This is a genomic window from Rhizobium laguerreae, from assembly GCF_002008165.1.
Lineage (GTDB): Bacteria > Pseudomonadota > Alphaproteobacteria > Rhizobiales > Rhizobiaceae > Rhizobium > Rhizobium laguerreae.
Genome location: NZ_MRDM01000014.1, coordinates 785,453 through 805,012 on the forward strand (window position 1 = coordinate 785,453; position 19,560 = coordinate 805,012).

Annotated in this window: 23 protein-coding genes; 13 read left to right on the forward strand and 10 right to left on the reverse strand. The window is 62.2% G+C overall.

Features of this window, described 5'->3' with window-relative positions:
• Positions 1 to 55 precede the first annotated feature (55 nt).
• Positions 56 to 979 (reverse strand): LysR family transcriptional regulator, encoded by a 924-nt coding sequence (locus BS630_RS19710; protein ID WP_077978733.1) that lies wholly within the window; start codon positions 977 to 979, stop codon positions 56 to 58.
• Positions 980 to 1,111: 132 nt separating this feature from the next.
• Here BS630_RS19710 and BS630_RS19715 point away from each other — a divergent pair, with 132 nt between their 5' ends.
• From BS630_RS19715 to BS630_RS19730, 4 genes are all read left to right on the forward strand, one after another.
• On the forward strand, positions 1,112 to 1,591 hold the full coding sequence (locus tag BS630_RS19715) for a carboxymuconolactone decarboxylase family protein (protein WP_077978734.1): 480 nt from the start codon (positions 1,112 to 1,114) through the stop codon (positions 1,589 to 1,591).
• A 68-nt stretch (positions 1,592 to 1,659) separates the two neighbouring features.
• Complete coding sequence (locus tag BS630_RS19720) at positions 1,660 to 2,415, forward strand: SDR family oxidoreductase (RefSeq protein ID WP_025395240.1); 756 nt, start codon at positions 1,660 to 1,662, stop codon at positions 2,413 to 2,415.
• A gap of 67 nt (positions 2,416 to 2,482) precedes the next feature.
• Positions 2,483 to 2,899 carry a cupin domain-containing protein gene (locus BS630_RS19725; RefSeq protein WP_077978735.1) on the forward strand — a complete coding sequence of 139 codons (417 nt, stop codon included), beginning with the start codon at positions 2,483 to 2,485 and terminating at the stop codon, positions 2,897 to 2,899.
• A 191-nt stretch (positions 2,900 to 3,090) separates the two neighbouring features.
• Positions 3,091 to 4,572, forward strand: coding sequence for a cyclic nucleotide-binding domain-containing protein (locus tag BS630_RS19730; protein ID WP_077978736.1), 1,482 nt, complete (start codon positions 3,091 to 3,093; stop codon positions 4,570 to 4,572).
• A 15-nt stretch (positions 4,573 to 4,587) separates the two neighbouring features.
• Here BS630_RS19730 and BS630_RS19735 read toward each other — a convergent pair whose 3' ends face one another.
• Together BS630_RS19735 and BS630_RS19740 are read right to left on the reverse strand one after the other, a co-directional pair.
• A complete protein-coding gene (locus tag BS630_RS19735) occupies positions 4,588 to 5,076 on the reverse strand; it encodes an RrF2 family transcriptional regulator (protein WP_077978737.1) in 489 nt (162 codons plus the stop codon).
• A 130-nt stretch (positions 5,077 to 5,206) separates the two neighbouring features.
• Positions 5,207 to 5,824 (reverse strand): MarR family winged helix-turn-helix transcriptional regulator, encoded by a 618-nt coding sequence (locus BS630_RS19740; protein WP_077978738.1) that lies wholly within the window; start codon positions 5,822 to 5,824, stop codon positions 5,207 to 5,209.
• 141 nt (positions 5,825 to 5,965) lie between these two features.
• Here BS630_RS19740 and BS630_RS19745 point away from each other — a divergent pair, with 141 nt between their 5' ends.
• From BS630_RS19745 to BS630_RS19765, 5 genes are all read left to right on the forward strand, one after another.
• Positions 5,966 to 6,301, forward strand: a complete 336-nt coding sequence (locus BS630_RS19745; RefSeq protein WP_077978739.1) for a cupin domain-containing protein — start codon at positions 5,966 to 5,968, stop codon at positions 6,299 to 6,301.
• A gap of 58 nt (positions 6,302 to 6,359) precedes the next feature.
• Complete coding sequence (locus BS630_RS19750; RefSeq protein ID WP_077978740.1) at positions 6,360 to 6,776, forward strand: VOC family protein; 417 nt, start codon at positions 6,360 to 6,362, stop codon at positions 6,774 to 6,776.
• A 156-nt stretch (positions 6,777 to 6,932) separates the two neighbouring features.
• Positions 6,933 to 7,313 carry a COG4315 family predicted lipoprotein gene (locus BS630_RS19755; protein WP_077978741.1) on the forward strand — a complete coding sequence of 127 codons (381 nt, stop codon included), beginning with the start codon at positions 6,933 to 6,935 and terminating at the stop codon, positions 7,311 to 7,313.
• A gap of 31 nt (positions 7,314 to 7,344) precedes the next feature.
• Positions 7,345 to 7,860, forward strand: a complete 516-nt coding sequence (locus BS630_RS19760; RefSeq protein WP_026158763.1) for an RNA polymerase sigma factor — start codon at positions 7,345 to 7,347, stop codon at positions 7,858 to 7,860.
• Positions 7,857 to 8,639 carry an anti-sigma factor family protein gene (locus tag BS630_RS19765; protein ID WP_077978742.1) on the forward strand — a complete coding sequence of 261 codons (783 nt, stop codon included), beginning with the start codon at positions 7,857 to 7,859 and terminating at the stop codon, positions 8,637 to 8,639. Before BS630_RS19760 ends, BS630_RS19765 begins: the two co-directional genes overlap by 4 nt.
• 106 nt (positions 8,640 to 8,745) lie before the next feature.
• Here BS630_RS19765 and BS630_RS19770 read toward each other — a convergent pair whose 3' ends face one another.
• The 3 genes from BS630_RS19770 to nthA are packed head-to-tail and all read right to left on the reverse strand — an operon-like array spanning position 8,746 to position 10,398.
• Positions 8,746 to 9,114: a nitrile hydratase accessory protein gene (locus BS630_RS19770; RefSeq protein WP_077978743.1), complete on the reverse strand. Its 369-nt coding sequence runs from the start codon at positions 9,112 to 9,114 to the stop codon at positions 8,746 to 8,748.
• Positions 9,101 to 9,760: a nitrile hydratase subunit beta gene (gene nthB, locus BS630_RS19775; RefSeq protein WP_077978744.1), complete on the reverse strand. Its 660-nt coding sequence runs from the start codon at positions 9,758 to 9,760 to the stop codon at positions 9,101 to 9,103. Before nthB ends, BS630_RS19770 begins: the two co-directional genes overlap by 14 nt.
• Positions 9,757 to 10,398, reverse strand: a complete 642-nt coding sequence (gene nthA / locus BS630_RS19780; RefSeq protein WP_077978745.1) for a nitrile hydratase subunit alpha — start codon at positions 10,396 to 10,398, stop codon at positions 9,757 to 9,759. Before nthA ends, nthB begins: the two co-directional genes overlap by 4 nt.
• 97 nt (positions 10,399 to 10,495) lie before the next feature.
• On the opposite strand from nthA, the gene BS630_RS19785 reads away from it, so the two are divergent.
• Positions 10,496 to 11,770 carry an SDR family oxidoreductase gene (locus tag BS630_RS19785; protein ID WP_025395252.1) on the forward strand — a complete coding sequence of 425 codons (1,275 nt, stop codon included), beginning with the start codon at positions 10,496 to 10,498 and terminating at the stop codon, positions 11,768 to 11,770.
• Positions 11,770 to 12,246 carry a DUF2269 family protein gene (locus BS630_RS19790; RefSeq protein ID WP_077978746.1) on the forward strand — a complete coding sequence of 159 codons (477 nt, stop codon included), beginning with the start codon at positions 11,770 to 11,772 and terminating at the stop codon, positions 12,244 to 12,246. Before BS630_RS19785 ends, BS630_RS19790 begins: the two co-directional genes overlap by 1 nt.
• Here the strand turns inward: BS630_RS19790 and BS630_RS19795 are convergent.
• Complete coding sequence (locus tag BS630_RS19795; protein ID WP_077978747.1) at positions 12,238 to 12,831, reverse strand: LysE family translocator; 594 nt, start codon at positions 12,829 to 12,831, stop codon at positions 12,238 to 12,240. The genes BS630_RS19790 and BS630_RS19795 overlap by 9 nt on opposite strands.
• A gap of 149 nt (positions 12,832 to 12,980) precedes the next feature.
• On the opposite strand from BS630_RS19795, the gene BS630_RS19800 reads away from it, so the two are divergent.
• Positions 12,981 to 13,829: an aldo/keto reductase gene (locus BS630_RS19800; protein ID WP_077979240.1), complete on the forward strand. Its 849-nt coding sequence runs from the start codon at positions 12,981 to 12,983 to the stop codon at positions 13,827 to 13,829.
• Positions 13,830 to 13,908: 79 nt separating this feature from the next.
• Here BS630_RS19800 and ilvN read toward each other — a convergent pair whose 3' ends face one another.
• Both ilvN and BS630_RS19810 read right to left on the reverse strand, forming a co-directional pair.
• A complete protein-coding gene (gene ilvN / locus BS630_RS19805) occupies positions 13,909 to 14,481 on the reverse strand; it encodes an acetolactate synthase small subunit (protein WP_003560902.1) in 573 nt (190 codons plus the stop codon).
• Positions 14,482 to 14,501: 20 nt separating this feature from the next.
• Complete coding sequence (locus tag BS630_RS19810) at positions 14,502 to 16,292, reverse strand: acetolactate synthase 3 large subunit (protein ID WP_012758226.1); 1,791 nt, start codon at positions 16,290 to 16,292, stop codon at positions 14,502 to 14,504.
• Positions 16,293 to 16,614: 322 nt separating this feature from the next.
• Between BS630_RS19810 and BS630_RS19815 the strand changes: the two genes are divergently transcribed.
• Complete coding sequence (locus BS630_RS19815) at positions 16,615 to 18,639, forward strand: ATP-binding protein (RefSeq protein ID WP_077978748.1); 2,025 nt, start codon at positions 16,615 to 16,617, stop codon at positions 18,637 to 18,639.
• Here the strand turns inward: BS630_RS19815 and BS630_RS19820 are convergent.
• Positions 18,624 to 19,550, reverse strand: coding sequence for a dihydrodipicolinate synthase family protein (locus tag BS630_RS19820; RefSeq protein ID WP_077978749.1), 927 nt, complete (start codon positions 19,548 to 19,550; stop codon positions 18,624 to 18,626). The genes BS630_RS19815 and BS630_RS19820 overlap by 16 nt on opposite strands.
• Positions 19,551 to 19,560 lie beyond the last annotated feature (10 nt).

A 19,560-nucleotide genomic window follows, 5' to 3' on the forward strand; every position in this document is an offset into this window, starting at 1 on the left:
GATTCGCGGGCTTTAGGCAAGGCGGAAAACGGCAAATCGCCCGGCCGGACAATCATCAGTTCCACTGCCGGTCCGCGCCACTGGCACACATCGACGGGTCCTGCCCCATAGCGTCGGTGAGAAAATCCAGAACCGTCTTGACGCGCAACGGCATGTTGCGCCGCGAGGGATAGACGACGGTAACCGGCAGCCGGCTCGGCTGGAAATCCCTCATCACGGGGACCAGCCGGCCGGCGGCGATATCGGGCATCGCGATGATATGCGAAAGCACCGCAAGACCCGCTCCAGCAAGGGCTGCCCGGTGGATGGCGACCGCATTGCAGGCGGTCAGTCGCGGCGAGATCCGGACCGATATGTCTTCCGAACCGTTCGAGAAGGACCAAGTATTGGCCTCGCCCGCCCTGTTGTAACACAGGCATTCATGGTCCTTGATCTCCTTCGGTGCGCGGGGGGCAGCCCTGCGCGCGAGATAGGCGGGCGAGGCGACGAGGAAGGCCGTCGTCCAGCCGATCCGCCGGCAGACGAGGCTGCTGTCGGCGACCTGGCCCAAGCGCACTTCGAGATCCAGGCGCTCCTCGATCATATCAGAGCCCTGCTCCCTGAAGATGAGTTCGACCGAGAGCTTCGGATGGGCGGCAAGAAGATCGCCGAGCCGCTCGCTGAGATAGAGGCCGAGTGGTGCTGGAACGCTGAGCCTGACCTTTCCCGAGGCCATGGTTCCGTCCGATCCGGCCGCATCGCCAAGCTCCTCAACCGCTTCGAGAATCCGCAGCGCCATCGGCAGCATCCGCTCCCCCTCTGCCGTCAGCGACAGGCCACTCGTCGTGCGATGCAGGAGGCGGGTGTTGAAATGGCCCTCGAGGGCTGCGACCTGTCGCGAGACGGCGGGCTGCGTCACGTCGAGATCGTGCGCCGCCGCCGAAAACGAACCCGTCTCCACGACGCGCTGAAAGGTCCGCAATGCCGAAACGATATCCATCCCCCTGCCCCTCATACTTTTGCGCATAGGCTTTATGCAGCCAGACTAAACGAGAATGGCTTTACAGTCCAGCAATTAAGGATATCTTCTATCCATAAGGATATTCAATATCCTTAATTAAAGGAGAGACACATGACTCAGCGACTGAACTACGCCCAACAGTCCCCCGAGCTTTTCAAGAAATTCATGGAATTCAGCATGGCGCTGAAGAGCAGCGTGATCGACGAGAAGCTGCAGGCCCTCGTCGAGATCCGCGCCTCACAGATCAATGGATGCGGCTTTTGCCTCGACATGCATGTGAAGCAGGCCAAGATCTACGGCGAGACGGAACTGCGGCTCTACCACGTCGCCATCTGGCGGGAATCGAACCTGTTCATCCCCCGCGAGCGCGCAGCCCTTGCCTGGACCGAAGCACTGACCAAGCTTTCCGAAGGCGGCGTTCCCGACGAGATTTACGAACGGGTGCGCGGCCAGCTTTCCGAGAAGGAAATCTCGGATCTGACTTTCGTCGTCATGGCGATCAACGCCTGGAACCGCGTCAATGTCGGCTTCAAGACCGTGCCCGGCACGGCCGACAAGGCCTACGGCCTCGATAAGGCTGGCCTGAACTAAACCGCGCAATTCATTGAGAAGATTCACCTTTGACGCTGCCGCACCACGACAGCGAACGGAGATCCATTATGAAAATCGTTGTCATCGGCGGAACCGGCCTCATCGGTTCAAAGACTGTCGAACGCCTGCGCAAACGCGGCCATGACGTGATCGCCGCCTCGCCGAACTCCGGCGTCAACACGATCACGGGAGAAGGACTGGCAGAGGCGCTCTCGGGCGCCGAAGTCGTGCTCGACCTCGCTAACTCGCCGTCCTTCGAGGATAAGGCCGTGCTCGAATTTTTCGAGACCTCGGGCCGCAATCTTCTCGCCGCCGAAAAAGCTGCCGGCGTCAAGCACCATATCGCCCTCTCCGTCGTCGGCACTGAACGTCTGCAGGAAAGCGGCTATTTCCGCGGCAAGCTTGCCCAGGAAAAACTGATCAAGGAATCGGGAATCCCCTACACCATCGTCCATTCGACGCAGTTCATGGAATTCCTCGGCGGCATCGCCCAATCGGGAACGGTCGGCCAGACGGTCCACCTGTCTCCGGCCTATGTGCAGCCGATTGCTTCCGACGACGTGGCGGACGCCATGGCGGACGTGGCCCTCTCTGCTCCCGCCAACGCGACGCTCGAGATCGCTGGTCCGGAACGGGTGCGCCTCAGCGAGCTCGTCGCCCGCTATCTGAAGGCCATGAAAGACCCGCGCACCACCGAGGCTGACGTAGAGGCGAGATATTTCGGCGCAAGACTGAAAGACCAGTCGCTCGTTTCCGACGACAATCCGCGGCTTGGTTCGATCACCTTCGAGCAGTGGTTCGCAAAGTCCACCCAGCCGACATGATTGACGTGCCCTTAAGACGCAACCGCTCGGACGCGTCTTCCCCGACCCAGCAACCATGGAGATTCCGATGATCAGAACACTTTTCCTCGCCGCCGCCCTCGCCTTTCCGGCTGCCACCGGCGTCAGCGCCCATGACAGCAGCGAGTCTGCGGAGGTGACACTCGTCTATGAGCACGAGCTTCCGAACGTGCCGGGCAAGAGCATCAAGGGAGTGCTGGTCGAATACGGCCCGCCCGGCTTCTCCGAAGGCCACACTCATCCCGACACCGCCTTCATCTACGCCACCGTGCTCGAAGGGTCGATCCGCAGCCAGGTCAATGACGGCCCGGTCAAGGTCTATCAGGCCGGAGAGAGCTTCTCCGAAATGCCGGGCGACCGTCATGGCGTCAGCGCCAACGGCAGCGAGACTAAGCCCGCCCGCCTGCTCGCCGTCTTCGTCGTCGACACCAACCAGAAAGAGCTGACCTATCCGCTCAAGAAGTGACGATCGCATTACAGCGCCGCGCGTCTTTCAGACGCGCAAAGGACGCTGCAACACTTTGCATCTACGCATCGTGCTTTCCGAAAGTCGGTTCCGATCTTCGGGCCGATACAATACCGCCTGCGCAGGCCTGATGCTTGCGCAGGCGGCCGAGATGCTGAATCATGTGCGGCCTGCACCCCGGAGACAGAGAGATGATTGACGACGCCCTCTTCGGCAAACCTCTGATATCCCTGATAACAGTAGGATTTGCCGGTATCGTCGTCTGGCATCTGCTCTCCCGTCATCGGCCGACGACGCGGCTGGTGGTGCAGATCCTCTTCTTTGCAGTGATGACGCTGATCCTCGTCGGCAGCGGCATCGAACCCCACCGGTTTCAAGGATATGAGTCCGAGGATCCGCGGGCCCTGCTCGTCATCGTCGCAAAAACGCTCTGGTGGATCCATCTGGCATGGGCCGTCATCGGTTTCATCAGGCTCTATCTGGTGCTGGAGGGCAGTCCGCGAGAGGCTCGCCTGCTACAGGATCTGGTCATCGGCGTCGTCTATATCGGCATGGCCCTGTCGGTTCTGGCCTTCGTCTTCGGCGTACCGATCGGAACCCTCGTCGCGACCTCGGGCGTGGTCGCCATCATTCTCGGCCTGGCGCTGCAGAACACACTCGCGGACCTCTTCTCCGGCATCGCCCTGACACTCGGCCGGCCATACATCATCGGCGACTGGATCCTTCTCAGCGACGGCACCGAGGGACGCGTCGTCGAAAGCAATTGGCGCGCGACACACATCCTGACCAGCGCCAACAATGTCGTCGTACTGCCGAACAGTTTTCTGGCAAAGCTCGGCCTGACGAATGTCAGCCGGCCTGACGAGAGCCATCTCCTGATCCTCACCATCCGCATCGCCCCGACGCGGATGCCGGCATCGGTCCGGCACGTCATGGCAACGGCACTTGCGAGTTGCAATTCGATCGTGCGCGAACCGCCGCCGGTCGTCGCGCTGAAGGGACTGGATGCCACCGCACTTGAGGTCGAGCTGCAGTTTCGGGTGACGAGCCCGAGCCAGCGGGTGCCGGCGCGGAACGAGGTGCTCGATCTCGTCTATCGCCATTGCAAATCCGCCGGCCTGCTGCTGGCCATCCCGCCCTCGGCGACGGTGCTGACCGCCGATCTGCCGACGGAAGAAAGCGCAAAGCCGCCGAGCGTAACGCCGCTTGCCCTGATCGAGGCCATTCCGGTCTTTACGACACTGACGTCCGATGAAAAGCGCAGGCTCGCCGAAACCGCGACTGTCCGGGAGTTCCGCAAGGGCGATGTGATCGTGCGGGAGGACGAAATGCTCCCCTCACTGATGATGGTGCGCGCCGGCATCATCGCGGCGAGGAACGCAGGCGAGGAACGCGGACGGCTCGCGCCGGGCGACTTTTTTGGCGAGACCGGACTGCTCGCCGGCATGCAGGAAGTGTGCACCCTGGAGGCTCTGACCCCCGTGACCGCCTATGAAATCGACCAGGAGGCCTTCGCGCCGCTGCTAAGCGAACGCCCGGCGCTGGCGGAAGAAATCGCCGACCACCTCGCCAGCCGCGCCGAGCGTTTCCGCAATGGCGCCTCCTTGCCCCCGGAACATGCCCGCAGCGCCCATGCCATCCTGAAGACCATCAGGACCATCTTCAAGGCATAGAGACCGGCACGCCGCTCAGCCGGCGCGCTTGAGCACCCATTCGAACGTGCTTCGCCAAATGTCGGCCGGCACTTCCTCGGACAAGGTGCCGACCAGATCGGAAAGCCGGACGCGCCTCAGCGTATCGCGCCAGGCCTCGTCGGCTTCCCACATGATGCGGGCAACCGCGCAGGGCTTGCTGTCGCAATAACCGGCCGGCCGGCAGGGATTGTTCTCCCGGATGTTCGTACAGGTGAAGCTGCGCGCCTTCCCCTCGACCGCCTCGACGATCTCGAGAAAGTTGATATCCGAGGGGGTCTTGGCAAGCCTGTAGCCGCCACTCGGACCGAGCGTGGTCTCGACCAGCGATGCCTGCGAAAGGCTCTGCAGTGCTTTGGAGAGATATTCCTTCGGCAGACCATGAAGCTCGGCGAGCGCCTTGGTGGAAAGATACCTGCCCTCTGGCAGGCCCGCGAGAATGGCGCAGCAGTGCAGCGCCCACTCGACCTGGCTTTTCAGGATCATTCAGCAACTCGTGTGATAGCTGGTTCCGCCAATGGAATTAAGGATATATCATATCCGAAAGCAGCAGTGATGTAAATGACCTGCAAAAGCAGCGTGTTGCTGCCTGAACGGTGACGGCGTCGATCACCATTCAGCCGGCGTTCTCGCCCTCTGCCCCACTTCGCGCCTGCTCACTTTCAATTCCTGCGATCAGCTTGCGCAGCAGCGCCGCAAGCGCCTCACGCTCCTTTCCATCAAGAGCCTGCAGAAATGAGGATTCGCTCGCCATGTCGGTACGGAAGGCCTGTTCGGCGAGTGCCGCACCCGCCTCGGTCAAAGCCACCAGCACGCTGCGCCCGTCACGCGGCGATTTCTCGCGGCGGATCAGTCCCGCCTTCTCCAGCCGGTCAAGCCTGTGGGTCAGGCCTCCGGACGAGATCATCAGCGCCGAATACATCTCCGTCGGCGTCATCAGGTAAGGCGGTCCGGAACGGCGAAGCGTTGCGATCACATCGAATTCGCCGCGGTCGAGGCCAAAATCGGCAAATGTCGCTTCGATGCTGGGGCGCACCAGGTTGGATAGACGAAAGGCCCGCCCCAGGATCGCCATCGGCTCGGTGTCGAGGTCGGGCAGTTCCAGCGCCCATTGCCGGCGCAGCCGGTCGACATGGTCCTCCCTGGGGCAGTCCTCGTCCCCGGGGCGGTCACCGTCCCCGGGGCGGTCACCGTCCCCGGGGCGGCCACCGTCCCCTTTCGTTCCATTCATCATTCTCTGCCTCACATCACCACAAGAGAGACATACACCTTCCAACCGAGTCTCGGAAGATATCTTGACAGCAAGATAGTTTGCAAATATATCTTCTCGCGAAGATAGTTTTGCGTTCTAGACGGCACCAAGGGGAGGCACGTGATGTACAGGATTCTTCGCCACCAGGAAGTGCGACCCGATCAGAGCCGCACTGTCCGCTTCGAGGGCCGCGACCATGGCGGCGAGATATCGCTTTTCCTGGTCGACAACGAGCCCGGCCAAGGGCCCGCTCTGCATGTCCACCCCTATTCCGAGACATGGGCAGTCAGGAAAGGCGAAGCCGAATTCACCGTAGGCGACGCCAAGACCCGCGGCTTTCCCGGCGATATCGTCGTCGTGGCCGCCAACATTCCACACCGCTTTGAGAATGTCGGCACCGGAAGGCTCGAAATCGTCTGCATTCATGCCAGCGACACCATCGTGCAGGAATTTGTGTGAGGCAAAGCCCTCGCCTGGAAGACAAAGCCTGGAGACAAAGGAAGAGGAGAGAACTGCAATGTCGAAGATGATTTTCGTGAACCTGCCGGTGAAAGACCTTGCTGCTGCGACCCGCTTCTATGAAGCCATCGGCTGCAGCAAGAACGAACAGTTCAGCGATCACCAGGCGTCGAACATGGTTTGGACCGACGCCATTTTCTTCCATCTGCTGACGCGCGATTTTTTCGCGACCTTCACGCCAAAGCCCGTCGCCGAAGCGCAAAAGGCGAGCGAAGTGCTGATCGCGCTGACGATGGACAGCCGCGAAGAGGTGGACGCTATCGTCGAGGCAGCCGCAGCCGCCGGGGGCAAAGCCGATCCACGCGCGCCGACGGACATGGGTTGGCTCTACAACCGTGCCTTCGAAGATCCCGATGGCCATGTATTCGAAGCGGTGTGGGTCGACATGGCGGCAGCCTCCGCGTCAGGAGAATAGTGGCAAGCCGCTCGACGCGACATGTGCGGGCGAAAACGGGCTTCGGCCCACCTCGCCCGCCGCGAAAACTTTTGCTGCGCCTGGAATAAAACCACCGCGCCTCGTGTCTCATCTCAGGTAGCGCAAGATTGCGTGCCCAATCTGAGGAGAGACACCATGAAATCCGTGAAATTCCTATCCGTCGTGGCCGCCGCCGCCCTTGCCGCGACCGCTGCTTTCGCCGCTGCTCCCGTCAAGGAAGTCGACTCCGCCAAGGGCAAGGTGCTTGCCGGCGAAAACGGCATGACACTCTACACCTTCAAGAAGGACGTCAAGGGCGTGTCCAACTGCTACGACGATTGCGCCAAGAACTGGCCGCCGCTGATGGCGGCTTCCGATGCCAAGGCCGATGGTGCATATTCGATCATCGATCGCAAAGATGGCACGAAACAATGGGCCAAGGACGGCATGCCGCTCTATTATTGGGTCAAGGACACGAAGATGGGCGACATCACCGGCGACGGCGTCGGCGGCAACTGGGATCTCGCCAAACCTTGATTGCAGGGGCCCTGATGCCAAGAGAGCCGGCATGAAGATACCCGCACCCGAAACCTTCGAGGGCCAGATCCTGGCCCTCCTGCCCTCGCTCAGGCGCTATTCGCGCAGCCTGACTCGTTCGGATGCCGATGGCGAGGATCTGCTCCAGGATTGCGTCGAAAAGGTTCTCACGCGCCGCGGCCAATGGCGCGGCCTCAACCTGCGCGGCTGGGTCCTGACCATCATGACCAATCTCTACCGCAACGGCCGGCGCGGCAAGACTCGCGATGGCCTTGTCGAGCTCGATGCCGCAGAAAATCTGGCCGTGCCCGAACCGCCGGCCGATCCGCTGGAACGTGCTCGGCTGGACGATGCGCTGAACAGCCTTTCGGAGGAACACCGCGCTGTGCTGATGCTCGTGGTCATCGAGGGATACACCTATGGCGAGGTCGCAGCCGCGCTCGATATCCCGATCGGCACCGTCATGTCCCGCCTGTCGCGCGCCCGCCGGCGCGTCGCCGAGCGATTGAAGGCCGACAACATCATTACGCTTCGGAGACCGAAATGAACGAGACCAATCCGAGCGTCACCGAAGCCGACCTTCACGCTTATGCCGACGGCCAGCTGCCGGAAACGGTGCGCGCCCGCATCGAGGCCTTCCTGACCGACAATCCCGACGAGGCGGCGATGGTCGCCGAATGGCAGGCGCAGAATTCAGGCATCCGATCGCTGTTTGCCGGTTATGAGAAGGCGAAGGACACCGATCCTCTGCTCGTCGTCCCCCCGCGCGCCGTTTCATCGGGAGCGAAACGCTGGGCGATCACCGCATCAGCCCTCCTCGTCTTCACGCTCGGCGCCGTCAGCGGCCATTATGGCCCCGCACTTCTGGAAAAGCCGGAACTGCAGCTTGCCGGCTCCGAAACCCTGCCAAAACAGGCCCAGACCGCGTTTACGGTCTATGCCGCCGAGGTTCGCCACCCTGTCGAGGTCTTCGCAAACGAGGAGGTCCACCTCGCCAGCTGGCTCGGCAAGCGCCTGGCAATCCAGAACCTCAAGATTCCGAACCTACAGCCGCTCGGCTTCAAGCTAGTCGGCGGCCGCCTGCTGCCGGTCGACGGCAGGCCGGGCGCGATGTTCATGTATGAAAACCAGGCCGGCGAGCGCCTGACCGTCATGGTCGGCCGCAACACGGAGAACCGCACGACGAGCTTCCGCTTCGCCTCATCGGGCAATCTTGAAACCTTCTATTGGATCGACGGCGAACTCGGTTATGCCGTGACCGGCGAAATCTTCCGCGAGACGCTGCGTCAGGTAGCCGAGGAGTGCTACCGGCAATTCCCGTCGTAGAGTAATTCCAGGAAAAGTGCGAAGCGGTTTTCCGTCCGGAATTACGTAGAAAACAAAGACTTAGAGCGGTTCTGCGCTTCCGTGAACAGCTGAACCGCTCTAAGGATCAGCGTGAGGGATCGTTGCCGAGCTCGATCGGCCGTCCATGCGGCGTCGCCTCCGCCGCCCGCTGCCAGCTCTGTTGCAGTGCCAGGATCGTTTCCGCATCGGCAATGCCGTTGTCGACGATAAGGTCGCAGAGTGCCCCCACCCAGCAGTCGAAATAGTCGCTGCCATCTTCGGCCCGGCCAGGCTTGTGCAATTGCGCGGAAAGCGTTTCAGCCCATTCGCTCCAGCTGAACAGGCCTTTTGCGTGCAGGTGCACGGTCATGGCGAAAGCTTCGGCCGCCCATGGCTCGGGAAAAACCGGCTCGCCCTCCGGCGACGTCGGCAGCCCGGACGATTGCGTCAGCGGCGACATTTCATGCCGGCTCAAGATAGCTCTCCCAAGCATCGATCGACACGGTCAGCGTGGGATCGGCATCTCCACCCCAAAGCTCCGCGCCGTCGAAAACGACCGTATAGAGCCATTGCGGGTTTTCGCCCTCGCCATGCGCATTGTCGTCAGGGAAGACGAAAGCACCCTGCACTGCCTCGACCACGCCTGTTTTGGCTCGGGCATAACGCGGCAGGCGCGTATGTGTTACTGGATTGAAATTCTTTGTCTTCACCCCTTCGCCGGCCACGAAGCGCGGCGCGGTCTTAACAGGACGATCGCAAGGCCCGCCCTTCGCAAGAACGCCGGGCACCATGTCCGCCTTCAGCACCCGCTTCGGAACGGCTCCTGGCTGCTGCGCATGGCCGGACAGCAATTCCGCGCGAGTCGCAAAGCCATGCCGTTCGAGCAGCTTGTCGATGCCGCGGATCCAGATCTCGTAATAGCTGGCGGCGAGATAAGCGGCCGGCGGAATATTCTCGCGCGCGTGCCGGCTTTCGTCGATGGTCCAGGCGCCGAAAGCGCCGCAGGAAAGCGTGATGCCGAGCGCCCGCTTTTCCCATTCGGCATGGAAATAAGGCTCGTCCTTTTCGGGCGCGACAGGTCCGAACCCCATCTGCCCGCCGAGATCGTGCGGTCCGTTCATGTCAAGCTCTCCGGCTTGCCGGCAACGGCCGTACCGATCATCGCATCGCGGCTGACGAGGCCAGCGAGCGCCTGCTCGTCCATTCCGTCGGTCCCTTCGGGCCGCTCGGGAATGACGAGGTAACGCAGCTCCGCCGTCGAATCCCAGACGCGGACCTTCTTATCCTCAGGCAGCGTCAGCCCGAATTCGGCCAGCACGCCGCGCGGATCGATGACGGCGCGCGAACGATAGGCCGGCGCCTTGTACCAGACCGGCGGCAGGCCGAGCACCGACCAGGGATAACAGGAGCAGAGCGTGCAGACGACGAGATTATGGGTCTCGGCCGTATTGAAGACGGCGCGCATATGCTCGCCCTGTCGGCCGGTATAGCCGAGGCTGGCAATGGCCGCCGTCGCATCACGCTTCAGCCAGTCGGCGAAATCAGGATCGCTCCAGGCCTTGGCGACGACATGCGCGCCGTTCCTCGGCCCCACCTTCGTCTCGTAGGTCTCGACGATCGCGTCGATCGCTGCCGGATCGATGAGCCCCTTCTCCGTCAGCAGCGTTTCCAGCGCCTTCACGCGCGCCTGCATGTCGGAATAATGGTTGTCGTGATCATGCCCGTGGGCGTGCTCATGGTCGTCGTCATGGTCGTGCAAGGCGAAGCCCTCCCGAAACTGCCCGCTATTTCTAACAGATGCCGCAGGCCCGCCAAGCCCTTCTATGTCTCATGCGCTTTTCCGCTAATCTCCTGCCATGAACATTCTGATTCTCGGCGCAACCGGTTTTATAGGATCCGTCGTCGCGGCCCGGCTCGTCGCCGACGGCCACGTCGTGACCGGCCTCGGCCGCAATCCCGCGCGTGCGCGCCTGAAACAGCCGGCGATCGACTGGCGGCGCGCAGATCTTTCATGCATGACGAAACCGGCGGATTGGGACGAGATCCTCAAGGACCAGCATGTTGTCGTCAATTGCGCCGGCGCTCTGCAGGACGGCCTCTCGGATGATCTGTCGGCCACCCAGGCAGAGGCGATGCTGGCGCTCTATTCCGCCGCAAAACGCTCGTCGCGCCCGCTGATCGTGCAGATATCGGCAAGGACGACGGGAGCCGCTGGTGATCTGCCCTTCCTCGCTACCAAGCGGCGGGCCGACGAGGCGCTGGCGACAAGCGGTCTGCCTCACCTCATCCTGCGCCCTGCCCTCGTTCTCGGCCGCAATGCCCATGGCGGCTCGGCGCTGCTGCGGGCGCTTGGCGCCTTTCCCCTGGTGCTGCCGCTGGTCCATGCCGAAAGTCTGGTCGAAACGCTTTCGGTGGACGATGTGGCGAAAGCCGTGTCGCAGGCGGTCTCCGGCGGCATCTCCGGCGATATCGATCTCGCCGCCGACGAAGTTCTGACGCTCACCGATCTCGTCCGCCTTCACCGCCAGTGGCTCGGCCTGCAGCCAGCCCGTGTGTTTTCCCTTGCCCCCTGGCTTGCCAGGCCGGTGACGTGGCTGGCCGATATCGCAGGCCTCCTCGGCTGGCGTTCGCCGCTGCGCTCGACGGCGATGACTGTCATGTCCGAAGGCGTGCGGAGCTCGAAAACAGGGAGCAGCCTTGCCACAACACCCGCGGCAGCGACGCTCTCGGCCAATCCGTCCGGCGTACAGGATCTCTGGTTTGCCAGGCTCTATCTTCTGAAGCCGCTCGTCATATCGGGCCTATCCGCTTTCTGGCTGCTCTCAGGTTTGATCCCGCTGCTGACGCTGGAGAAGACATCCGCTCACTTCCTGCCGTTCATGCCTCAGGCCGCAGCCACGGCGCTGACGCTTGCAACCTGCCTGATCGACATCGCTCTCGGCGCCGCCGTCCTCCTTCGCCCGCTGGCGAAACGTGCCCTTCTCGGCATGCTGGCCGTGTCGTTCGCCTATCTTGCCGGCGCCAGCCTGCTCGAACCCGCCCTCTGGCTCGATCCGCTCGGTCCCCTCGTCAAGGTGCTGCCATCGATCCTGCTGACGCTCACCGCACTTTCCACGCTGGATGAACGCTGATGCTTGAGGAATGGCTGCTGCTTGCCCATGTCATCGGCGCGACCGTGCTCTTAGGCACCGGCGCCGGCATCGCCTTCTTCATGGTGATGGCGCACCGGACACGCGATCCCCGTCTGATCGCCCATGTCGCCAGCACGGTTGTCATCGCCGACACCCTCTTCACGGCCACCGCAGCTATTTTCCAGCCGGTGACCGGCTATCTGCTGGCCCGGTCGATCGGCTGGGACCTGTCGGAGGGATGGATTGCGCTGTCGCTGCTGCTTTATGTCGTGACCGGCCTGTTTTGGCTGCCGGTCGTCTGGATCCAGATCCGGCTGCGCGATCTCGCCCGTGCCGCAGCCACAGCGCGAAAGGCCCTGCCGCCGGCCTATTTCAGCCTTTACCGCATCTGGTTTGCCTGCGGTTTTCCGGCCTTCTTCGCCGTCATCGGCATTCTCTGGCTGATGCTCATGAAGCCGGCACTCACTCTATTTTAGCATCGGCCAGAGGCTTAGCACCAACAGCACCGCCATGCTGATATTGAACCATTTCAGCCGCACCGGATCGGAAAGCCATTCCCTCAGCGCCGAGCCGAAGCCGGCCCATGTCGAGACGCTGGGCACATTGACCGCCGCAAAAGCGAGACCCACGATCAGCACGCTCACCAGGTAGAGTTGCGGATTGGTGTAGGTCGCCATCGCGGTGACCGCCATCACCCAGGCTTTCGGGTTGACCCACTGGAAGGCGGCCGCCGCGAAGAAGGACATCGGCTCGACGCCGCTCCCGCCTTCGCTGAGCGAGCGCGACGAGGCGATCTTCCAGGCGATCCAGAGGAGATAGGCTCCGCCCGCAAATTTCAGCGCCGTATAGACCATAGGCACCGTGTGCAGCAGCGCGCCGAGCCCAAGGCCGACGCCGATCAGCAGCGAGAAGAAACCGACACCGATGCCGAACATATGCGGGATCGTCCTGCGGAAGCCGAAATTCACGCCCGATGCGAAGAGCATCATATTGTTCGGCCCCGGCGTGATCGAGGTCGTGAAGGCGAAGAGAACGAGGGCGAGAAATGTATCCAGCGGCATGCGACCTCCCGAAGCCAGCTTTCTGCGGCCTGTTTATTTAGGTCAGCATAACTGTCCTAAGTGGCCGATACCATTACATCATTGTCATGGTGACAGGATTACTTGAAAGATAAGAAATCGCCGCAATCTCCTGCAAAATGGAAAAGATCATGCAAGACAGCCGGATTCCGACAATCACCTTCCCGAACGGCGTAGAAGTGCCGGCGCTCGGCCAGGGAACCTGGGCGATGGGCGAGGATGCCGGCCATGCCAAAGCGGAGATCGAAAGCCTGAGGGCCGGCATCGATCTCGGCATGACGCTGATCGACACCGCCGAAATGTACGGCGACGGTGGCGCAGAAGAGATCGTCGGCCAGGCGATCAGGGGCCGGCGCGACGAGGTCTTCATCGTCAGCAAGGTCTATCCCTGGAATGCCAGCCTGACAGGCACAATCGAGGCGTGCGAGCGCAGTCTCGAACGGCTGGGCACCGATCGCATCGATCTCTATCTGCTGCACTGGCGCGGAGACCATCCGCTCGCAGAGACCGTCGCCGCCTTTGAAACACTCAAGGCATCCGGCAAGATCGGCGCCTGGGGGGTCTCCAACTTCGACACCGACGACATGGAGGAACTGCTCGGAGTGCCCGACGGCACCAAGGTCGCCGCCAACCAGGTGCTCTATAACCTTTCCCGCCGCGGCATTGAGTTCGATCTGCTGCCCTGGTGCCAGAGCCGCGGCATTCCTATCATGGCCTATTCGCCGATCGAGCAGGGAAATATCCTGCACCATCCCGAGTTGATCCGCATCGCCAAGGCCTATCAGGCAACGCCCGCCCAGCTGGCGCTCGCTTTCCTGCTGGAACGCGGCGGCGTCATCGTCATTCCGAAGACCTCGAATGCCGAGCGCGCAGCCGAAAACCGCGACTGCGTCTCGCTCGACATCACCGACGACGACCGGGATGCCCTCGACGCCGCCTTTCCACCGCCCACAAAGAAAAAGCCGCTGGAGATGCTTTGATCTCAGCGGTTTTCTCAATTATTGCAGCATCGGGCTTTGATTCCCGGGCTGTAATCCTTACATGCCCGGGCTGTAATTTTTACATGCCCTGCACGCCGCGGTTCATCGCCGCAATGCCGGTACGGCACACCTCGATGAGGCCGAGCGGCTTCATAATCGCCACGAACTGATCGATCTTCGATGATTTGCCGGTGATCTCCAGAATGAAGTGGCCGACCGTCGCATCCACCACCTTGGCATGGAAGGCATCGGCAAGGCGCAGGGTCTCGGCGCGCATCTCGCCCTCGCCGATCACCTTGACCAGCGCCACTTCGCGCTCGATCGGCCGATCCTGGCCAAGCTCGCGGGCGCGCACCGTCAGATCGACGACGCGGTGCACCGGCACGATGCGCTCGAGCTGCGCCTTGATCTGCTCCAGCACTTGCGGCGTCCCGCGTGTGACGACGGTGATGCGGGAAAGATGCGCCTGATGCTCGGTCTCGGAGACCGTCAGGCTCTCAATATTGTAGCCGCGGCCGGAAAACAGGCCGATGACCCGGGCAAGAACGCCCGGTTCGTTGTCGACGAGAACCGAAAGCGTGTGGCTTTCGACCGCCGCCGTTTCCGGCGAGATGAAATAGGCGGAGCCCGTGGGCTGTAGGTGTGCGTTCATGTTCTTAGTTCCTTCCCTGATCAGACGAGCGCGCGGCCCTTGGCGTCGATCGCATTGGCGACCGCTTCGTCGGTGGCTTCGTCCGGCAACAGCATTTCGTTATGGGCCTTGCCCGAGGGGATCATCGGGAAGCAATTGGCGAGATTGGCGACGCGGCAATCGAAGATGACAGGCTTTCTGACCTCGATCATCTCCAGAATGGTGTCATCAAGCGCATCCGGCTTTTCGCAGCGCAGGCCAACGGCGCCATAGGCTTCCGCCAGCTTGACGAAATCGGGCATCGCCTCCGTATAGGAATTCGAAAGGCGGTTGCCGTGCAGCAGCTGCTGCCACTGGCGCACCATGCCCATATACTGGTTGTTCATGATGAAGATCTTGATTGGCGCATCGTGCTGGATCGCCGCCGACATTTCCTGGATACACATCTGGATCGAGGCGTCGCCGGCAATGTCGATGACGAGGCTGTCGGGATGGGCGATCTGCACGCCGAGCGCGGCAGGCAGGCCGTAGCCCATCGTGCCGAGACCGCCCGAGGTCATCCAGCGGTTCGGCTGCTCGAAACCGAAGAACTGTGCCGCCCACATCTGGTGCTGGCCGACCTCGGTGGTGATGTAGGTATCGCGGTCCTTGGTGTGGGCGAAGAGCCGCTCCAGCGCATATTGCGGCATGATGACGTCATTGCTCTTCGTGTAGGCGAAGGAGTTGCGTGCCCGCCAGCGGGCGATATCGGTCCACCAGTCGTCCAGCCGACCCTTTTCCGGCTTCTTCGGCAGCGCCCTCCACAGGCGGACCATGTCTTCGAGGACATGGCCGACATCGCCGCGGATGCCGATATCGACCCGGACGTTCTTGTTGATCGAGGATGGATCGATATCGATATGGATCTTCTTCGAGTTCGGCGAAAAGGCATTGAGACGGCCAGTAATGCGATCGTCGAAGCGGGCGCCGATGCAGACCATGACATCGCAATCGTGCATCGCCATGTTGGCTTCGTACGAGCCGTGCATGCCGAGCATCTTCAGCCAGTTCTTGCCTGAAGCAGGATAGGCGCCGAGGCCCATCAGCGTTGAGGTGATCGGGAAATCGGTGAGCTCGACCAGCTCGCGCAGCAGCTTGGAAGCCTCGGGGCCGGAATTGATGACGCCGCCGCCGGAATAGATGATCGGACGGCGCGCATTCGCCATCAGCTCGATCGCGGCATGGATCTGGTTGAGGTCGCCCTGGATCTTCGGCTGGTAGCTCTTCTGGATCGCATAATCCGCCGGCGGCGTGTAGGTGCCGGTCGCAAACTGCACGTCCTTCGGAATATCGACGACGACAGGGCCTGGACGACCGGACTGGGCGATGCGGAAGGCCTCGTGAATGACGGCGGCAAGCTGGTTGACATCCTTGACCAGCCAGTTGTGCTTGGTGCAGGGCCGGGTGATGCCGACCGTATCGCATTCCTGGAAGGCGTCGGAGCCGATCAGTGGGGTCGGAACCTGTCCGGTCAGGCAGACGAGCGGGATCGAATCCATCAGCGCATCCTGCAGCGGCGTGACGGCATTGGTGGCGCCCGGGCCAGAGGTCACCAGCATGACGCCGACCTTGCCGGTGGAGCGGGCGTAACCTTCGGCCGCATGGCCTGCCCCCTGCTCGTGGCGGACGAGGATGTGCTTGACATCCTCCTGCTGGAAGATCTCGTCGTAGATCGGCAGGACGGCGCCGCCGGGATAGCCGAAAATATGTTCGACGCCGTTGTCCTTCAGCGCCTTGAGAACGATCTCCGCTCCCGTCATCCGATTGCCTGCCGCCTGATTGTCCGTGCTCATCTGTCTGTTCCGTTTGATGCTGGGATTGCGTTTGTGGCCGGAAGCCCGAATTTCGGGCATAAAAAAAGGCCCCTGAGGAGCCTGTCATCTAGCGCATGGGTGGCTATCGCCGGATGGTTACACCATCCTGCCCATGCGCTTTCCCACCACGATAAGAGCCGTTGCGATTTTCATGGTCGGAAGTGATAGACAGAAAATTTCGCAGCGTCAACGCATGCCGCAATAAAAACTGCCCCACGCCTGCATCCCCGAAAATCGATAGGATGAAGGATTTGTTAAAGGATCGACTTTATTCTTCTACGCTACCGCATGGAGTAGCCCTTTGCTCAACAACGACTTGCGCACCTCTGGCAAGGCAGGCGAGCATGATCGCCGCGATGGCCATGCGCCGGGAAATCGCTTTCTCGGCCGCGTCGTTGCATGCAGCGGGTCGCGGGCGACGATTGCCGCCGTCGCCGAACAGGGCGGCACCGATCTGACCGAACTCTGGTCCGTGGGGCGGCTGATTTCGATCAGCGTCGGCCGCAACCGCGTCGTCGCGCTCGTCTATCAGATGAACACCGGCAGCCATGCCTGGGGCGAAGGCGAAGACAATATTTTCAAGATCGAGACCGAGCTGCTCGGCGAAGTCCGTGTCGACGAGGACGGACGCGAGGAATTCTCGACCGGCATCTCGCGTTATCCCTATCTCGGCGCCATCGCCCACCGCATCCGATCCGCCGACCTGATGCGCATCTACGATGCCGGCGAAGGTACGACCGCCGTCATCGGCAAGCTGACGCAGGACGAAAGCATCGATGCGGCGATCCACATCCCCTCGATGCTCTCCAAGCATTTCGCCGTCGTCGGCTCCACCGGTGTCGGCAAGTCGACGGCCGTGTCGCTGCTCCTGCACAAGGCGATTGCCGCGGACCCGAAGCTGCGTGTACTGATCCTCGATCCGCATAACGAATTCGCCGCCGCATTTCCTCAGCACGCCGTCACCATCGATACCGATACGCTTGATCTGCCCTTCTGGCTGATGCGGCTGGAGGAATTCGCCGAAGTCGTCTTTCGCGGCCGCCCGCCGGTGCCCGAAGAGCTCGACATGCTGCGCGATATCCTGCCGGAAGCCAAGCGCGCCTTCCGCGGCAGCGACAATTCGCTGGTCCGCCGCACGACGGAAAAGAGTTCGATCACCGCCGATACGCCGGTTCCCTACCGCATGGCCGATCTGCTGGCGCTGATCGACGAGCGCATCGGCCGCCTGGAAGGCCGCTCGGAAAAGCCCTTCCTGCGGTCGTTGAAGATGCGCCTCATCGCTGCGATCAACGATCCGCGCTATCACTTCATGTTCTCCAACAACACGATCAGCGACACGATCACCGAAACCATCGCGCAGATCTTCCGCATCCCCGGCGAGAACCGGCCGATCTGCACCTTCCAGCTTGCCGGCATCCCCTCGGAGGTCGTCAATTCGGTCGCCTCCGTACTCTGCCGCATGGCCTTCGAGGTGGCGCTGTGGAGCGACGGCGCCATCCACATGCTCGTCGTCTGCGAGGAAGCTCACCGTTATATCCCCTCCGATCCGAGCCTCGGCTTCGTGCCGACGCGCCAGGCGATCGCCCGCATCGCCAAGGAAGGCCGCAAATACGGCGTCTCGCTCGGCATCATCACCCAGCGGCCGGGCGAGCTCGACCAGACGATCCTGTCGCAGTGTTCGACACTCTTTGCCATGCGCCTCGCCAACGACCGCGACCAGGAAATCATCCGCTCGGCCATCCCGAACTCGTCGATCTCGACGACGAGCTTCATCTCCTCGATCGGCAATGGCGAAGCGATCGCCTTTGGCGAGGCGATCAGTGTGCCGATGCGCATGCGCTTTTCCCGCGTCGACGAAAAGCTCCTGCCAAAGGCGAGCAGCGCCAACAGCAAGCAAAGCGAGGAAGATCCGGATACGGTCGATCTGCGCAAGATCGTCACCCGCATGCGGGCGGTGACCGTCGGACCCGACATTTCGAATTTCCAGCAGAACTATGCCGCGTCGGTGGCAGGTTTCGACGAGGCTGATGCAGCCGACGAGGATATCGACGCGAAGCCCTACCCGCCGCCCACCTCTTCCGTCGCGCCACTCGAATCCTACCGCCGCGAACTGCTGCCGCATACACCGCGGCTGGACCCGGCCACGTCACCCGCGATCGATCCCCGGTTGGATGCGCTCCGCCGCGAGATGCGCCGCGACGAGCCGGTCTTTCCCCGGCCGATACCGCCGGCGGATCAGCCCGCCGTCTCCCGCCGGGAGCCAGGCACGTCGCTGCGCGAAAGCATCCTGAAAAAACCGCTGAGCGGCCTCTACAACAAGGATTGAGGCTTCAGCTCGCTCTCCAATGCGATCAGAGGCTCGACGGCCCCGAGCACCCGTTGCCGGTCCATCGACCCGAGCGGCAACAGAGGGCGTGGGAGCTCTGCCCTGGCGAGTGAGAGAAGGTCGAGCAGCGTATAGACCACGCGAAGGCTTCCGAACTCTTTGAACGTTTTCCAGAGCGGCTGGAGGAGACCATCGAGCCGATGCGCCTCGCCGCCCTCGCCTGCAATCGCGGCCTTGCTCAGGGCAAGGGCGACGCGCGGAAGCACGCCGCCGATGACGCTGTACCAGGCGTCGGCACCTGAAAGCAGCGCTTCGGCCGCGCCCCAGTCGCCGCTGTAGCCGATCGCAAGCCTGGTCTTCTCTCGCAATGCCGCCAACTCGCCTGCGAAATCGCCGTCAGCAGGCAGAGGCATCTTCACGGCGCTGACCGTCTCGATATCGGATAGGCGCTGCAGAAGATCCCGGGTGAAGGTGAAGTGGGTCGTGCCGGGATTGTTGTAGATACAAAGCGGCAGCTTCGCGGCCTCGGTAACCGCCAGGAAATGCCCGTACGCTTCGTCCTGGGTCAGCGGCGTGTAGGACACCGGCGCAAGCAGAAGAGCGTCTGCACCGGCGACCTCGGCATCCCTTGCCAGGCTCCGAGCATGGTCTGTCCTCAGAGCACCGACGCCGACGACGAGGGGAATACGACCGCGAACGCACTCGACCGCAGCCTCGACGGCTCGCCGTCGTTCCTCGCGTGTGAGAAAGGCATAGATCCCGGTGCTGCCGAGAAGGCCTATCGACGCGACGCCTGCATCACACAGGCGTTCCAGCAGGCGGCCGAGGGCTTCGGTGTCGACCCGGCCATCTCTATCGGCGGGCGTGGGCGGAAAGGCCGAAAGACCATGAAACGGAGAAGCGATAGACATGATGAAAATC

Bases quoted from the DNA above. Each gene is read 5' to 3' on its own strand.
- BS630_RS19710 (WP_077978733.1), bottom strand. From the start codon at position 979: ATGGATATCGTTTCGGCATTGCGGACCTTTCAGCGCGTCGTGGAGACG.
- BS630_RS19715 (WP_077978734.1), top strand. From the start codon at position 1,112: ATGACTCAGCGACTGAACTACGCCCAACAGTCCCCCGAGCTTTTCAAG.
- BS630_RS19720 (WP_025395240.1), top strand. From the start codon at position 1,660: ATGAAAATCGTTGTCATCGGCGGAACCGGCCTCATCGGTTCAAAGACT.
- BS630_RS19725 (WP_077978735.1), top strand. From the start codon at position 2,483: ATGATCAGAACACTTTTCCTCGCCGCCGCCCTCGCCTTTCCGGCTGCC.
- BS630_RS19730 (WP_077978736.1), top strand. From the start codon at position 3,091: ATGATTGACGACGCCCTCTTCGGCAAACCTCTGATATCCCTGATAACA.
- BS630_RS19735 (WP_077978737.1), bottom strand. From the start codon at position 5,076: ATGATCCTGAAAAGCCAGGTCGAGTGGGCGCTGCACTGCTGCGCCATT.
- BS630_RS19740 (WP_077978738.1), bottom strand. From the start codon at position 5,824: ATGATGAATGGAACGAAAGGGGACGGTGGCCGCCCCGGGGACGGTGAC.
- BS630_RS19745 (WP_077978739.1), top strand. From the start codon at position 5,966: ATGTACAGGATTCTTCGCCACCAGGAAGTGCGACCCGATCAGAGCCGC.
- BS630_RS19750 (WP_077978740.1), top strand. From the start codon at position 6,360: ATGTCGAAGATGATTTTCGTGAACCTGCCGGTGAAAGACCTTGCTGCT.
- BS630_RS19755 (WP_077978741.1), top strand. From the start codon at position 6,933: ATGAAATCCGTGAAATTCCTATCCGTCGTGGCCGCCGCCGCCCTTGCC.
- BS630_RS19760 (WP_026158763.1), top strand. From the start codon at position 7,345: ATGAAGATACCCGCACCCGAAACCTTCGAGGGCCAGATCCTGGCCCTC.
- BS630_RS19765 (WP_077978742.1), top strand. From the start codon at position 7,857: ATGAACGAGACCAATCCGAGCGTCACCGAAGCCGACCTTCACGCTTAT.
- nthB (WP_077978744.1), bottom strand. From the start codon at position 9,760: ATGAACGGACCGCACGATCTCGGCGGGCAGATGGGGTTCGGACCTGTC.
- BS630_RS19785 (WP_025395252.1), top strand. From the start codon at position 10,496: ATGAACATTCTGATTCTCGGCGCAACCGGTTTTATAGGATCCGTCGTC.
- BS630_RS19790 (WP_077978746.1), top strand. From the start codon at position 11,770: ATGCTTGAGGAATGGCTGCTGCTTGCCCATGTCATCGGCGCGACCGTG.
- BS630_RS19795 (WP_077978747.1), bottom strand. From the start codon at position 12,831: ATGCCGCTGGATACATTTCTCGCCCTCGTTCTCTTCGCCTTCACGACC.
- BS630_RS19800 (WP_077979240.1), top strand. From the start codon at position 12,981: ATGCAAGACAGCCGGATTCCGACAATCACCTTCCCGAACGGCGTAGAA.
- ilvN (WP_003560902.1), bottom strand. From the start codon at position 14,481: ATGAACGCACACCTACAGCCCACGGGCTCCGCCTATTTCATCTCGCCG.
- BS630_RS19810 (WP_012758226.1), bottom strand. From the start codon at position 16,292: ATGAGCACGGACAATCAGGCGGCAGGCAATCGGATGACGGGAGCGGAG.
- BS630_RS19820 (WP_077978749.1), bottom strand. From the start codon at position 19,550: ATGTCTATCGCTTCTCCGTTTCATGGTCTTTCGGCCTTTCCGCCCACG.